14 protein-coding genes and 3 tRNA genes are annotated in these 13,725 nt (G+C 53.7%); all 17 read right to left on the minus strand.

What is annotated here, in order from left to right; translation table 11 throughout:
• Nucleotides 1-107: 107 nt before the first annotated feature.
• Nucleotides 108-183, minus strand: a tRNA-Lys gene (locus RTU33_RS17860).
• Between the two features lie 4 nt (nucleotides 184-187).
• A tRNA-Val gene (locus RTU33_RS17865) sits at nucleotides 188-263 on the minus strand.
• Between the two features lie 137 nt (nucleotides 264-400).
• Nucleotides 401-476, minus strand: a tRNA-Lys gene (locus RTU33_RS17870).
• 165 nt (nucleotides 477-641) lie between these two features.
• The gene (gene cpoB, locus RTU33_RS17875) at nucleotides 642-1,436 is read right to left on the minus strand and encodes a cell division protein CpoB (protein ID WP_312584974.1); all 795 of its coding nucleotides are present in this window, start codon (nucleotides 1,434-1,436) and stop codon (nucleotides 642-644) included.
• Nucleotides 1,437-1,445: 9 nt separating this feature from the next.
• Nucleotides 1,446-1,967, minus strand: coding sequence for a peptidoglycan-associated lipoprotein Pal (gene pal, locus RTU33_RS17880; protein ID WP_013367056.1), 522 nt, complete (start codon nucleotides 1,965-1,967; stop codon nucleotides 1,446-1,448).
• 34 nt (nucleotides 1,968-2,001) lie between these two features.
• Nucleotides 2,002-3,294 (minus strand): Tol-Pal system beta propeller repeat protein TolB, encoded by a 1,293-nt coding sequence (tolB, locus tag RTU33_RS17885; RefSeq protein WP_312629210.1) that lies wholly within the window; start codon nucleotides 3,292-3,294, stop codon nucleotides 2,002-2,004.
• Nucleotides 3,295-3,425: 131 nt separating this feature from the next.
• Complete coding sequence (gene tolA / locus RTU33_RS17890; RefSeq protein ID WP_312629148.1) at nucleotides 3,426-4,658, minus strand: cell envelope integrity protein TolA; 1,233 nt, start codon at nucleotides 4,656-4,658, stop codon at nucleotides 3,426-3,428.
• A gap of 36 nt (nucleotides 4,659-4,694) precedes the next feature.
• Nucleotides 4,695-5,120 carry a colicin uptake protein TolR gene (tolR, locus tag RTU33_RS17895; RefSeq protein ID WP_097164733.1) on the minus strand — a complete coding sequence of 142 codons (426 nt, stop codon included), beginning with the start codon at nucleotides 5,118-5,120 and terminating at the stop codon, nucleotides 4,695-4,697.
• Nucleotides 5,121-5,123: 3 nt separating this feature from the next.
• Nucleotides 5,124-5,816 carry a Tol-Pal system protein TolQ gene (tolQ, locus tag RTU33_RS17900; RefSeq protein WP_312629151.1) on the minus strand — a complete coding sequence of 231 codons (693 nt, stop codon included), beginning with the start codon at nucleotides 5,814-5,816 and terminating at the stop codon, nucleotides 5,124-5,126.
• The gene (gene ybgC, locus RTU33_RS17905; RefSeq protein WP_097164735.1) at nucleotides 5,813-6,217 is read right to left on the minus strand and encodes a tol-pal system-associated acyl-CoA thioesterase; all 405 of its coding nucleotides are present in this window, start codon (nucleotides 6,215-6,217) and stop codon (nucleotides 5,813-5,815) included. The genes tolQ and ybgC overlap by 4 nt, the downstream gene beginning before the upstream one ends.
• A 150-nt stretch (nucleotides 6,218-6,367) precedes the next feature.
• On the minus strand, nucleotides 6,368-6,661 hold the full coding sequence (gene ybgE, locus RTU33_RS17910) for a cyd operon protein YbgE (protein WP_312629152.1): 294 nt from the start codon (nucleotides 6,659-6,661) through the stop codon (nucleotides 6,368-6,370).
• Nucleotides 6,661-6,768 (minus strand): cytochrome bd-I oxidase subunit CydX, encoded by a 108-nt coding sequence (gene cydX, locus RTU33_RS17915; RefSeq protein ID WP_097164737.1) that lies wholly within the window; start codon nucleotides 6,766-6,768, stop codon nucleotides 6,661-6,663. Before cydX ends, ybgE begins: the two co-directional genes overlap by 1 nt.
• 14 nt (nucleotides 6,769-6,782) lie before the next feature.
• Nucleotides 6,783-7,922, minus strand: coding sequence for a cytochrome d ubiquinol oxidase subunit II (gene cydB, locus RTU33_RS17920; protein WP_312629154.1), 1,140 nt, complete (start codon nucleotides 7,920-7,922; stop codon nucleotides 6,783-6,785).
• A gap of 15 nt (nucleotides 7,923-7,937) precedes the next feature.
• The gene (gene cydA / locus RTU33_RS17925) at nucleotides 7,938-9,506 is read right to left on the minus strand and encodes a cytochrome ubiquinol oxidase subunit I (protein WP_312629212.1); all 1,569 of its coding nucleotides are present in this window, start codon (nucleotides 9,504-9,506) and stop codon (nucleotides 7,938-7,940) included.
• Between the two features lie 811 nt (nucleotides 9,507-10,317).
• Nucleotides 10,318-11,187 carry a succinate--CoA ligase subunit alpha gene (sucD, locus tag RTU33_RS17930; RefSeq protein ID WP_097164740.1) on the minus strand — a complete coding sequence of 290 codons (870 nt, stop codon included), beginning with the start codon at nucleotides 11,185-11,187 and terminating at the stop codon, nucleotides 10,318-10,320.
• A complete protein-coding gene (gene sucC, locus RTU33_RS17935) occupies nucleotides 11,187-12,353 on the minus strand; it encodes an ADP-forming succinate--CoA ligase subunit beta (protein WP_097164741.1) in 1,167 nt (388 codons plus the stop codon). Before sucC ends, sucD begins: the two co-directional genes overlap by 1 nt.
• 139 nt (nucleotides 12,354-12,492) lie before the next feature.
• Entirely contained in the window at nucleotides 12,493-13,716 is a 1,224-nt protein-coding gene (gene odhB / locus RTU33_RS17940) for a 2-oxoglutarate dehydrogenase complex dihydrolipoyllysine-residue succinyltransferase (protein WP_312629156.1), read from the minus strand.
• Between the last annotated feature and the right edge of the window lie 9 nt (nucleotides 13,717-13,725).

Genomic DNA, 13,725 nt, shown 5'->3' on the forward strand with positions numbered 1-13,725 from the left:
ACCTGCGACCAATTGATTAAAAGTCAACTGCTCTACCAACTGAGCTAACGACCCATAGGGTGTTGCTTCGAAGAGGTACTGCTGAACACTCGATTTCACCAAAATATTGGTGGGTCGTGCAGGATTCGAACCTGCGACCAATTGATTAAAAGTCAACTGCTCTACCAACTGAGCTAACGACCCGAAGTGGTGGGTGATGACGGGATCGAACCGCCGACCCCCTCCTTGTAAGGGAGGTGCTCTCCCAGCTGAGCTAATCACCCGATACTACGCTGGATACTTCTTACTAACTTAAGTTAGTGGTGGGTCGTGCAGGATGACTCGGCCGAAGCCTCGCCCTACGGGCCGTTGCTGAAGCAACGTTTCCTTCACGCTTTACTACCACAATCTACTTTAGTAGTGGTGGGTCGTGCAGGATTCGAACCTGCGACCAATTGATTAAAAGTCAACTGCTCTACCAACTGAGCTAACGACCCACTGTTTTCGCGGCTTTCAGGATGTTTGATATCCCTTGGCAACGGCGGCATATATTACTGGTTTCAGATTTCAGCGCAACAAATTTTTCGAATAAAATGCGCTAAGTGCTTATGATTCATGCGGCATGACCAGAAAGAGTTCAATTTCAGGTCATGCCATAAGCATCAGAGTCCATTCAGGCGTTTTTGTGCCTGTTTGGCTCCTTCAGTGCCAGGATATTTAGCGGCCACCTGCTGATAAACCGCTTTGGCTTTCGCAGTATCACCTTTGTCCTGCATGATCACACCGACTTTAAACATCGCGTCGGAGGCTTTCGGTGATTTTGGGTAATTTTTCACCACGGAGGCAAAATAAAACGCCGCATCATCCTTTTTACCCTTGTTGTAATTCAGCTGTCCGAGCCAGTAGTTGGCATTCGGCTGGTAGGTTGAATCCGGGTATTTTTTGACGAAAGCCTGAAATGCGGCAATGGCGTCATCCTGGCGAGAAGCATCTTTCACCAGGGCGATAGCCGCATTGTAATCCGTGTTGGCATCCCCGCTCTGCACAGGCGAGCCTGACGCTGCCGCGCCCGCTGACGGTGCTGCGGTAGCTGCAGCCGCCCCGCTCTGATCGCCTGCTGCTGGCTGCGCCTGAGCCGCATTACCGCCGCTGCTCATGCCATCAAGCTGAGACTGGATCTGCTTCTGGCGATCAACCGCCTGATTGAGCTGATACTGGCTTTCCTGAATCTGACCACGCAGGGCATCAATATCGGCCTGGTTGTCCTGAAGCTGTTGCTGGAGTTGAGTCAAAAGTTGACTGTGAGCGTTGGAAATACGCTCGAGTTGAGTGACGCGGTCTTCGACCGAGCCTGAGCCGACACTACTGATTGGCGCCTGAGCATTAGCGGCCCAGGGGGCCGCTATGCCAACCAGTAACGACAGACTCAACAGGTGATGTCTGAAGTTACTGCTCATGCAATTCTCTTAGTAAACCAGTACGGCACGACGGTTTTTGGAGTAAGCCGCTTCGTCGTGACCCAGTACTGCAGGTTTCTCTTTACCGTAAGAAACGATGGAGATCTGGTCAGCAGAAACGCCTTTACCCTGCAGGTACATTTTAACCGCGTTAGCACGACGTTCGCCCAGCGCGATGTTGTACTCTGGAGTACCACGTTCGTCAGCGTGACCTTCTACGGTGACTTTGTAAGACGGGTTGCTACGCAGGAAGTTTGCGTGCGCGTCCAGCATGGCAGCGAAGTCAGAACGGATATCGTACTTGTCGAGATCGAAGTAAACGATGTTGTTCTGCTGCAGCTGCTGCATCTGCAGACGAGCTTGCTCTTCAGAAGACATGTTGCCGTTACCGTTAGCATCCATACCAGTGCCAGCACCCATCATGCCTTCACCGCTCTGATCGTTGCTGGCATTCTTGTTGGAAGAACACGCCGCGATAGCCATTACTGGCAGAGCGATCATCAGTCCTTTCAGCACTTTGTTCAGTTGCATTTCTTTGATTCCTATAATATTCAATTAATTATTATCACAGATACGGCGACCAGGCAGGCGATTTAACCTGTCCATCAGTTGCCGGAAGACGCGCTTTGAAACGCCCATCTGTAGAAACCAGATTCAGCACGGATCCCATCCCCTGAGAAGAGCTGTAGATAACCATTGTGCCGTTCGGTGCCAGACTTGGCGTTTCATCCAGGAACGTTGACGACAGAACCTGTACGCCACCCGCTGCCAGATCTTGTTTGGCAATATGCTGCTGGCCGTTAGCCGAGCTCACCATCACCATAAATTTGCCGTCGGAGCTCACATCCACGTCCTGGTTCTGAGCACCTTCCCAGGTAATACGCTGTGGAGTACCGCCGTTAATACCAACTTTATAAATCTGCGGACGACCGGCCTGGTCTGAAGTAAAGGCCAGAGACTGGCTGTCCGGGAACCAGCTTGGTTCCGTGTTGTTACTGCGGCCCGTCGTCACCTGCTGAATCTGACCGGAGCCCAGCTCCATCACGTACAGCTGCAGGCTACCGGTTTTCGACAGAGCGAAGGCCAGTTTGGAGCCGTCAGGAGAGAATGATGGTGCGCCGTTGTGCTGCGGGAACGAAGCAACCTGACGAATAGCACCGTTTGCCAGCGTCTGAATAACCAGCGCAGAACGACCGCTTTCGAAGGTAACGTAAGCCAGTTTTGAACCGTCCGGAGACCACGCCGGAGACATCAGAGGCTGCGGAGAACGGTGAACCACGAACTGGTTGTAACCATCATAGTCAGATACGCGCAGCTCATACGGGAACTGGCCGCCGTTAGTCTGTACTACGTAAGCGATACGAGTGCGGAAGGCACCTTTGATACCAGTTAGCTTCTCAAATACTTCGTCACTGGCAGTATGGCCCGCATAGCGCAGCCACTGCTTGTTCACTTTGTAGGAGTTCTGAGCCAGAACGGTACCCGGCGCGCCGCCGGTGTCTACCAGCTGGTAAGCCACGGTGTAAGAACCGTCACCGTTTGGCGTCACCTGGCCGACGACAACAGCGTCAATACCGAGCGCAGACCATGCCGCAGGCTGAACTTCCTGAGCAGAACCCGGCTGCTGAGGCAGACGAGAACGATCGAGCGGGTTAAATTTACCGCTGTTACGCAGGTCAGCCGCAACGATACCGCCAACATCTTCAGGTGCCGCACCCGGACCGGCCCATTTAAATGGCGCCACGCCGATTGGGCGTGCCGAATCCACCCCCTGGGTGATTTCGATACGTACTTCTGCGTGCAGCGCCGCTGCAAACAGCATCAGAAAACCAAATGCTACTTTTAATGCCTGCTTCATCATATCTCCCTTATCCAGGCGAAAAGCCCACGATAATTTAGCAGAATGTTAACAAACTCAAATACACAAAACTACCAAAACCCTGAGACTTGCCTGGTACATTTTTCCCCGCTTGTACGGGGAAATCTGCCTTAAGGTTTGAAGTCCAGCGGCGCATTTTTGAACACTTCATACACGGCTTCTGATGGCGGTTTAGGGAACCGAGCCTGTCGTGCTGCAGCCAGTGCCGCAGTACAAAGCGCCGGATCGCCGCCCTCAGAGGTGATACTAGCTAAAGTACCGTCAGGATTCAGTTTGACACGCAGCGTACACACTTTACCTGCGTACGAAGAAGCATCATAAAAGCGACTTTCAATAGCCGCTTTAATCTGTCCGGCATAGTTGCTGATATCCGCGCCTGAAGCGCCGTTGTTCTTAGTGTTACCGCTTCCGGCGGCGGCGGCATTGTTTCCTGTCGCTCCGCCACCGGTTTTCGGCGCATTCTTACCTGAGCTGAGATCGCCCAGCAGGTCGTCAACGCCCGATGCTTCTTTTGCTTCAGCTGCTTTTTTCGCTGCTGCCGCTTTAGCCGCAGCGGCCTTATCTGCAGCAGCCTTGTCAGCTGCGGCTTTCTTTGCAGCAGCCTTTTCGGCGGCAGCTTTCTCGGCAGCGGCTTTATCTGCGGCCGCTTTTTCAGCTGCTTTTGCAGCCGCAGCTTTCTCTGCTGCGGCGGCTTTTTTCGCGGCATCGGCGGCAGCTTTTTTCTCAGCGTCTTGCTGAGCTTTTTTCGCCGCTTCGGCCTCAGCTTTCTTCTGAGCGTCAGCTGCGGCTTTTGCTGCTTCCGCCTCGGCTTTCTTCTGAGCATCCGCCGCCGCTTTCTTCGCGGCTTCGGCCGCAACTTTCGCCTGGGCGTCTGCTTTGGCCTTCGCCAGCGCCGCCGCTTTCACGGCGGCTTCTTCCGCCTGCTTCTGCTGTTCCTGCGCCTGCTTAGCTGCCTGCTCCGCTTGTTTTTGCGCGTCAGCCTGCTTAGCGGCTTCTTCCTGTGCTTTCAGACGATCCTGCTCGAGCTGCTTCAGGCGCTCCTGTTCGGCGGCCTGCTTTTCTCGCATCTCTTCCGCCTGCTGCTGCGCCTGTTTTTCACGCTGCTCTTCCGCGCGACGAGCGCTTGCCTGCTGGTTCTGTTGACGATTGTAGTTCTGCACGACCGCACCCGGGTCGACCATCACCGCATCAATAGATGAGCCACCGCCCCCGCCTGCCGAAGCATCTATATGCTCATCGAACGAACTCCAAATCAGCAGTGCAATCAGAATGATATGCAAGACGACTGAAATGATAATCGCGCGTTTAAGCTTTTCGTTTTGTTGGTCGGTTGCCTTTGACACTCTCGGTTCCCAAAAACTGTTAGCCTGTTAGCCGGGTCAGATTGGCTGGGTCATTAAACCCACTGACTTCACACCCGCGCTGTGCAACAGGTTTAGCGCTTTAATGATTTCATCGTAAGGCACATCTTTCGCGCCACCGATCAGGAAGATCGTTTTCGGATTCGCCTGCAGCCGACGCTGAGCTTCAGCAACAACCTGCTCCGGCGGCAGCTGTGGCATCTTGTCCGGACCGACATTGACGCTGTACTGCCCTACTCCGGACACTTCCACAATCACCGGCGGATCGTCATTGGTGCTGACGGCCTGCGACTCGGTCGCATCTGGCAGATTGACATCCACGCTCTGCGAAATGATCGGCGCTGTCGCCATGAAGATCAGCAGCAGCACCAGCAGCACATCCAGCAACGGAACGATGTTAATTTCGGACTTCAGTTCACGACGTCCGCGTCCACGTCTGGCCATGGTTTACCCCTTGTTGCTTTCGCTGCTGGTAAATGCCTGGCGGTGCAGAATCGCGGTGAACTCTTCCATAAAGTTGTCGTAGTTCAGCTCCAGCTTGTTCACGCGTTGGTTCAGGCGGTTATAAGCCATAACCGCTGGAATCGCGGCAAACAGACCAATCGCGGTTGCGATCAGCGCTTCGGCAATACCTGGAGCCACCATCTGCAACGTTGCCACTTTTACCGCACCCAGTGCGATAAAGGCGTGCATGATCCCCCACACTGTGCCAAACAGGCCGATATACGGGCTGATGGAACCGACTGTGCCGAGGAAAGGAATGTGGTTTTCGAGGTTTTCCAGCTCTCGGTTCATGGAGATGCGCATCGCACGCGACGCCCCTTCCACAATCGCTTCAGGCGCGTGGCTGTTCGCCCGATGTAAACGAGCAAACTCTTTGAAGCCACTGTAGAAAATCTGCTCTGAACCGGTCAGGTTGTCGCGACGGCCCTGGCTTTCCTGATACAGGCGAGAGAGTTCAATGCCGGACCAGAACTTGTCTTCGAAGGCTTCAGCTTCGCGACCTGCCGCATTGAGGATACGCGTTCTCTGGATAATGATGGCCCAGGAAGCGATTGAAAAACCAATCAAGATCAACATGATAAGTTTAACCAGAAGGCTTGCCTTCAGGAACAAATCAAGGATATTCATGTCAGTCACTGCTTAAACTCCGCGACAATAGACTTGGGAAGCGCACGAGGCTTCATTAAGAGTGGATCAACGCAAACAATCAGCACTTCCGCCTCGTTGAGGACTTTGTTTTCTGCGTTGACTATCCGCTGCGTGAACACCAGAGAGGTGCCCCGCATCGCTGTAATTTCCGTCTGGACTTCGAGCATGTCGTCGAGTCTGGCGGCGGCGAAATACTCCAGCGTCATCTTGCGCACCACAAAGGCAACGCGTTCAGCCAGCAGAACCTGTTGGCTGAAGTGATGGTGGCGCAGCATCTCAGTGCGTGCTCTCTCATAGAAAGCGACATAGCTGGCGTGGTAAACCACACCACCGGCGTCGGTGTCTTCGTAATAGACACGAACCGGCCATCGAAACAGCGTTGTATTCACTTTACATCCCGGTAATGCAAACAATATTTAGGGCTTTCAAACTTCGCTACTATACGCGCGGGAATGATGGTTTGGAATGGGGGAAAGTAAACGGAGAGTAAATTTTTATGGGCTCGAACAAGCCCATAGCGATTAACGGATGTTTCTGAATCAGGCGTAAAAGAAAATCAGCCCGGCAAGCAGGACGAGGTCAGCAATCAGTGGGCAAAAAATCCCCTGCCAGTGGATTGCCTTTGGACGAAAACCCACGCCATGAATGACGCCCGCACACACCGCCCACATGATCAGGAAACCATGCCAGATTTCCAGTTCGCTGGTTTTAGCCGCAAAGCGGGAGGGATCCCAGAAGATGCAGCCCGCCAGCACTAATGCCATCAGTAACGAAAGGGCCCTTAACGGGCCCTTGTCCATTACCGCATACAACGCTGCGATAAGTTTAGTCATTAATGATCTTCTTTTTGTCCGGACTCAACGTGTTCTAGCGCCAGGGCGGTGATCACGCCGAACGCACAAGCCAGAAGCGTTCCCAGAATCCATGCGAAGTACCACATATGTTGCTCCTTACTCAGTACAGGGAATGGGTGTTGCGTTCGATGTCATCTTTGGTGATACGACCGAACATTTTCCAGTAACACCAGGCGGTGTAGAGCAGAATAATCGGTACAAACACCATCGCCGCATAAGTCATCACGTTCAGCGTCAGCTGACTGGAGGTCGCATCCCACATGGTCAGGCTCGCGTTCATCATTGTGCTTGAAGGCATAATGAATGGGAACATAGCGATACCTGCGGTCAGGATGATGCAGGCCAGCGTCAGCGAGGAGAACAGGAACGCCCAGGCGCCCTTCTCTGCGCGCGAAGTGACGATAGTCAGCAGCGGCAGCACCACGCCCAGGGCTGGAATCGCCCACAGAGCCGGCATATTGTTGAAGTTCACCATCCAGGCACCCGCTTCACGCACGACTTCTTTAGTCAGCGGGTTAGACGCGGCATGGTGATCGAGAACCGATTTCACCACGTAGCCATCAATGCCGTAGTAAACCCAGACGCCCGCCAGAACGAAGCACACCATGGTCACCAGAGCCGCTACCTGAGAAACGGTACGCGTGCGCAGATGCAGCTCGCCTGCGGTACGCATTTGCAGATAGGTTGCGCCCTGCGTCAGGATCATCGCCACGCTCACAATCCCCGCCAGCAGACCAAACGGATTGAGCAGTTGGAAGAAGTTACCGGTGTAGTAAAGACGCATATACTCGTCGAGATGGAACGGTACGCCCTGAATCAGATTACCGAACGCCACGCCAATCACCAGCGGTGGCACGAAGCTACCGATGAAGATGCCCCAGTCCCACATGTTGCGCCAGCGGGTATCTTCAATCTTGGAACGGTAGTCGAAACCAACCGGACGGAAGAATAAAGAGGCCAGCACCAGAATCATCGCCACGTAGAAACCGGAGAACGCAGCCGCATAGACCATCGGCCAGGCAGCGAACAGTGCGCCACCTGCGGTGATCAGCCACACCTGGTTACCGTCCCAGTGCGGGGCGATGGAGTTAATCATGATTCGACGCTCGGTGTCAGTGCGACCAAGCAGACGGGTGAGCATGCCCACCCCCATGTCGAAACCATCAGCGACCGCAAAACCAATCAGCAGAATGCCAACCAGCAGCCACCAGATAAAACGTAATACTTCATAATCGAACATTTGACGACTCCTGTCTTAGCGTGCCGGCTGACCAGACACAGGGGTCTGCTCAAAATGGTAACGACCGGTTTTCAGGCTGCTTGGTCCCAGACGCGCAAATTTGAACATCAGGAACATTTCCGCTACCAGGAACACCGTGTACAGGCCGCAAATCAGCAACATCGAGAAGAGGAGATCGCCTGCGGTCAGCGACGAGTTCGCTACGGCCGTCGGTAACACCTCACCTATCGCCCACGGCTGACGACCATATTCTGCGACAAACCAGCCGGACTCAATGGCGATCCACGGCAGCGGTATACCGTACAGGCAAGCACGCAGCAGCCATTTTTTGCTACCGATACGGTTACGAATAACCGTCCAGAAGCAGGCGGCGATGATAAGCAGCATCAGCACGCCGCACGCCACCATGATACGGAAAGCAAAGTACAGTGGAGCGACGCGAGGAATCGAGTCTTTCGTCGCCTGCTGGATTTGTGCTTCCGTCGCATCAGAGACGTTCGGGGTATAACGCTTCAGCAGCAGACCGTAACCCAGGTCTTTTTTCACGCTGTTAAATTCGTTACGTACGGACTGATCGGCTGAACCGGAACGCAGTTCTTCCAGCAGTTTGTAAGCCTTCATCCCGTTACGAATACGCTCTTCGTGCTGAACCATCAGCTCTTTCAGGCCCGTCACCTGCTTATCAACAGAACGGGTGGCGATGATGCCCAGCGCGTAAGGAATTTGAATTTGCAGATGGTTTTTCTGCGCATCCTGATCGGGAATACCAAACAGGGTAAAGGAAGCCGGTGCTGGCTGCGTTTCCCATTCGGCTTCAATGGCGGCCAGTTTGGTTTTCTGTACGTCACCCATTTCGTAACCGGATTCATCACCCAGCACGATAACGGAGAGTACTGCGGCCATACCGAAGCTCGCGGCAATAGCAAAGGAGCGTTTCGCGAAAGCGAAATCGCGATTACGCAGCATATAGTAGGAACTGATACCGAGGATGAACATCGCGCCGCACACGTAGCCGGATGCCACGGTGTGCACGAATTTCACCTGAGCAACCGGGTTCAGGACGAGCTCGGAGAAGCTCACCATCTCCATGCGCATGGTTTCGAAGTTGAAGTCTGATGCCACCGGGTTCTGCATCCAGCCGTTGGCGACCAGAATCCAGAGTGCGGACATGTTTGAACCCAGCGCAACGAGCCAGGTCACCGCCATGTGTTGGATTTTACCCAGACGATCCCAACCGAAGAAGAACAGACCTACAAAGGTGGATTCGAGGAAGAAGGCCATCAGCCCTTCGATCGCCAGCGGCGCACCGAAGATATCGCCCACGTAGTGGGAATAGTAAGACCAGTTAGTCCCGAACTGGAACTCCATGGTCAGGCCGGTTGCCACACCCAGAGCGAAGTTGATACCAAACAACTTGCCCCAGAACTTGGTCATATCTTTATAAATCTGTTTGCCGGAAAGGACGTAGACCGTTTCCATAATGGCCAGCAGGAACGCCATACCGAGCGTCAGTGGCACAAAAAGGAAGTGGTACATCGCGGTCAAGGCAAACTGTAAGCGCGACAGTTCGACTATATCTAACATCATGACTCCTTGCTCATCGCATGAAGACTCCGAGAGTGAATCCCGTTAGAAAGGATTCACACGCATGCCCCAATACAAATTGATTTGCTTCCCGTCCCGTTGCCGCGATCGTATGTGATAACGGCACTAAGCAAAGGTTACAAATAAGTTAATAAAAAACCCAAATTGATCCCATGAATATATTACGCCGTAAAACCCTTACAATAAACAGGTTTTTATTGAGTAAGATTTACGTTTTTCGACGCTGATCAATATATAGCTAAGATGGTGCATTTCGACCACTTTGATCTGCGATCAATTTACCGCTTTACACTACGTTTTTCCAGGCATTACATATTGATTTAAATCAATTTCACCCTCACATGTTAATTCTGTATGCGCACTATGATTCATAGTGAAATCAATGTTAAAAACATGTTCGCGGCATGACATTGATGGTTATCAAATAAGACGAAATTGGCACGAAAGGTAATGGCTTTTTAACTGCGGGCACAATAAGACGAGAAAGAGGAACAGGATTAGAAGTTTAAACCCTGAGAAAGGCTTTTTCTGCCGCCAAGTATAGCTGCTTTTTATTACATTTCATTCACAGCAATGATTTTAATATTTAACACACCAACATAACGCCGGGTTAAAAAGAAAACGCTCGTGCAATGTGCAGTCGGGACTCGTTTGCAGAATTATTGATCAGAGCGGATACGCCACAGCGACGCGGACAATGCGCAGGTATAAAAAAGGCCACCCGCTAAGGTGGCCAACCATGTCGAAAAGGGACATATAAAGCTCCCCGCACGGGGAGCAGAGAGGATTATCAGTTAATGATGGTTTTCAGCGCTTCACCGATGTCGGCGAGGCTGCGAACGGTTTTCACGCCCGCGGCTTCCAGGGCTGCGAATTTCTCATCCGCCGTACCTTTCCCGCCCGCAATGATTGCACCTGCGTGACCCATACGCTTGCCTTTCGGTGCAGTGACGCCCGCGATGTAGCCGACTACAGGCTTAGTCACATGATCTTTGATATACGCAGCAGCTTCTTCTTCTGCGCTACCGCCGATCTCACCGATCATCACGATTGCTTCAGTCTGCGGATCTTCCTGGAACATCTTCAGGATGTCGATGAAGTTAGAACCCGGGATCGGGTCACCGCCGATACCCACACAGGTGGACTGGCCGAAACCATAGTCGGTGGTCTGCTTAACCGCTTCATAGGTCAGGGTGCCGGAGCGGGAAACGATGCCCACTTTGCCAGGCTTGTGAATGTGGCCTGGCATGATGCCGATTTTGCTGGCGCCTGGGGTAATAACGCCCGGGCAGTTCGGTCCAATCATGCGCACGCCCGCTTCATCCAGCTTGACCTTCACGGTCAGCATATCCAGAGTCGGGATGCCTTCGGTGATGGTGATGATAAGCTTGATGCCTGCATCGATGGCTTCCAGGATGGAGTCTTTGCAGAACGGCGCCGGAACGTAGATAACGGTGGCGGTTGCGCCCGTCGCTTCTACTGCTTCACGCACGGTGTTGAAGACCGGCAGGCCAAGATGCGTGGTGCCGCCTTTTCCTGGCGTTACGCCGCCAACCATGTTGGTGCCGTAAGCAATCGCTTGTTCAGAGTGGAAAGTCCCCTGGCTACCGGTAAAGCCCTGGCAGATAACCTTGGTGTTTTTATCAATTAAAATGGACATTATTTCCCCTCCACTGCGTGAACGACCTGCTGAGCCGCATCGGTCAGACTTTTCGCTGCAATAATATTCAGGCCGCTGTCAGCCAGTCTTTTCGCGCCGAGCTCGGCGTTGTTACCTTCCAGACGCACGACCACCGGCACGTTCACGCCCACTTCTTCTACTGCACCGATGATGCCGTCAGCAATCAGGTCACAACGAACGATGCCGCCGAAGATATTCACCAGCACAGCTTTCACGTTGTCATCAGAGAGGATAATTTTGAACGCTTCAGTCACGCGCTCTTTGGTTGCGCCGCCGCCAACGTCGAGGAAGTTAGCCGGTTCACCGCCGTGCAGCTTAACGATGTCCATGGTGCCCATCGCCAGACCCGCGCCGTTGACCATGCAGCCAATATTGCCATCGAGAGCAACGTAGTTCAGTTCCCACTGTGCAGCCTGCGCTTCACGTGGATCTTCCTGAGACTGATCGCGCATTTCACGCAGATCCGGCTGACGGAACAGGGCGTTGCCGTCCGCACCCAGTTTGCCATCGAGGCAGATCAGGTCACCCTGTTTGGTGATAACCAGCGGGTTGATTTCGATCAGCGCCAGATCGCGTTCCAGGAAGATGTTTGCCAGGCCCATGAAGATCTTGGTGAACTGCTGAACCAGTTTGCCTTCCAGACCCAGTTTGAACGCCAGTTCGCGTCCCTGGTAAGGCATTGGGCCCGCCAGCGGATCGATAGCCACTTTGTGGATCAGGTGCGGAGTTTCTTCCGCCACTTTTTCGATTTCCACGCCGCCTTCGGTAGACGCCATGAACACCACGCGACGGGAGCTGCGGTCAACAACCGCGCCCAGGTACAGCTCTTTTGCGATATCGGTCGCCGCTTCCACCAGAATCTGGTTAACAGGCTGGCCGTTCGCATCTGTTTGATAGGTTACCAGGCGTTTACCCAGCCAGTGCTCCGCGAAAGCGCGGATGTCTTCTTTGCTGTTAACCACTTTTACGCCGCCCGCTTTACCGCGGCCGCCAGCGTGTACCTGGCATTTTACGACCCATGGGCCCGCACCAATTTTTGAAGCGGCTTCTTCAGCTTCACGCGGAGTTGAGCAGGCATAGCCTACTGGCGCAGGTAAACCATAGCGGGCAAACAGCTGTTTGGCCTGGTATTCATGTAAGTTCATGCGTTCTATCCACTTTTAGGGTAATCGTTATCTTTGAACCCGTAGGCCCGATACGCAGAGCGCCATCGGGCATTACACTTTTGCCGGATGGCGGCGCAAACGCCTTATCCGGCCTACAGGGCAGGTGATACTCTTTTTACTACACGTCCAGCAGCAGACGAGTTGGATCTTCCAGCAGCTCTTTAATGGCCACGAGGAAGCCCACGGATTCACGACCGTCAATCAGGCGGTGATCGTAGGAGAGTGCCAGATACATCATCGGCAGGATCTCTACTTTACCGTCTACCGCCATTGGGCGATCTTTGATGGCGTGCATGCCAAGAATCGCACTCTGCGGTGGGTTGATGATCGGGGTGGACATCAGTGAACCGAACACGCCGCCGTTGGTGATGGTGAAGTTACCACCGGTCAGATCTTCCACGGTCAGCTTGCCGTCACGGCCTTTCACCGCCAGCTCTTTGATGTTTTTCTCGATGTCCGCCATGCCCAGCGCGTCAACGTCGCGCAGTACTGGCGTGACCAGACCGCGAGGAGTAGAAACAGCCATGCTCACGTCGAAGTAGTTGTGATACACCACATCGTCGCCGTCGATGGAGGCGTTCACTTCCGGGTAGCGTTTCAGCGCTTCAACCACGGCTTTCACGTAGAAGGACATGAAGCCCAGACGGATACCGTGACGTTTTTCAAACGCATCGCCGTACTGCTTACGCAGATCCATGATTGGCTTCATGTTGACTTCGTTAAACGTAGTCAGCATAGCGGTGGAGTTTTTCGCTTCCAGCAGACGCTCGGCCACGCGTTTACGCAGACGGGTCATTGGTACGCGTTTTTCGGAGCGGCCAGCCAGCGGGGCTGGTGCTGCAGCCGGAGCCGCGGCAGGCGCTTTCGCTTCTGCTTTAGCCGGGGCTTTCGCCAGGTGTTTTTCCACGTCTTCACGGGTCAGACGACCACCGACACCGGTGCCTTTAATGGCGCTGGCTTCGAGATTGTGCTCAGCCAGCAGGCGACGAATCGCCGGGCTCAGGGCATCATTGCTCTGCTCTTCCAGAGAAGCCTGCTGGCGCTGGGCCGGCGTAGACTCTTTGGTGTCCGCTTTCGCTTCAGTGGCTTTACCGGCGCTGTTACCTTCACGCAGGCGACCCAGGATCTGACGGGAAGTCACGGTTGTGCCTTCATCTTCCAGTACGGCATCGAGAATGCCGTCCGCCGACGCCGGTACTTCCAGTACCACTTTGTCAGTTTCGATTTCGACCAGCACTTCATCGCGGACAACCGCGTCGCCTGGCTTCTTGTGCCAGGTGGCAACCGTGGCATCGGCTACGGATTCTGGCAGGTCGGGAACAAGAATATCTACGCTACTCATTTTGTATCC

Origin of the sequence: Scandinavium sp., from assembly GCF_032012665.1 — a bacterium.
GTDB lineage: Bacteria > Pseudomonadota > Gammaproteobacteria > Enterobacterales > Enterobacteriaceae > Scandinavium.

Excerpts from the sequence above, each read along its gene's own strand:
- tolR (WP_097164733.1), bottom strand. The coding sequence starts at position 5,120 with ATGGCCAGACGTGGACGCGGACGTCGTGAACTGAAGTCCGAAATTAAC.
- cydB (WP_312629154.1), bottom strand. The coding sequence starts at position 7,922 with ATGTTCGATTATGAAGTATTACGTTTTATCTGGTGGCTGCTGGTTGGC.
- pal (WP_013367056.1), bottom strand. The coding sequence starts at position 1,967 with ATGCAACTGAACAAAGTGCTGAAAGGACTGATGATCGCTCTGCCAGTA.
- sucD (WP_097164740.1), bottom strand. The coding sequence starts at position 11,187 with ATGTCCATTTTAATTGATAAAAACACCAAGGTTATCTGCCAGGGCTTT.
- tolB (WP_312629210.1), bottom strand. The coding sequence starts at position 3,294 with ATGAAGCAGGCATTAAAAGTAGCATTTGGTTTTCTGATGCTGTTTGCA.
- sucC (WP_097164741.1), bottom strand. The coding sequence starts at position 12,353 with ATGAACTTACATGAATACCAGGCCAAACAGCTGTTTGCCCGCTATGGT.
- cydX (WP_097164737.1), bottom strand. The coding sequence starts at position 6,768 with ATGTGGTACTTCGCATGGATTCTGGGAACGCTTCTGGCTTGTGCGTTC.
- cpoB (WP_312584974.1), bottom strand. The coding sequence starts at position 1,436 with ATGAGCAGTAACTTCAGACATCACCTGTTGAGTCTGTCGTTACTGGTT.
- odhB (WP_312629156.1), bottom strand. The coding sequence starts at position 13,716 with ATGAGTAGCGTAGATATTCTTGTTCCCGACCTGCCAGAATCCGTAGCC.
- ybgE (WP_312629152.1), bottom strand. The coding sequence starts at position 6,661 with ATGACTAAACTTATCGCAGCGTTGTATGCGGTAATGGACAAGGGCCCG.
- cydA (WP_312629212.1), bottom strand. The coding sequence starts at position 9,506 with ATGTTAGATATAGTCGAACTGTCGCGCTTACAGTTTGCCTTGACCGCG.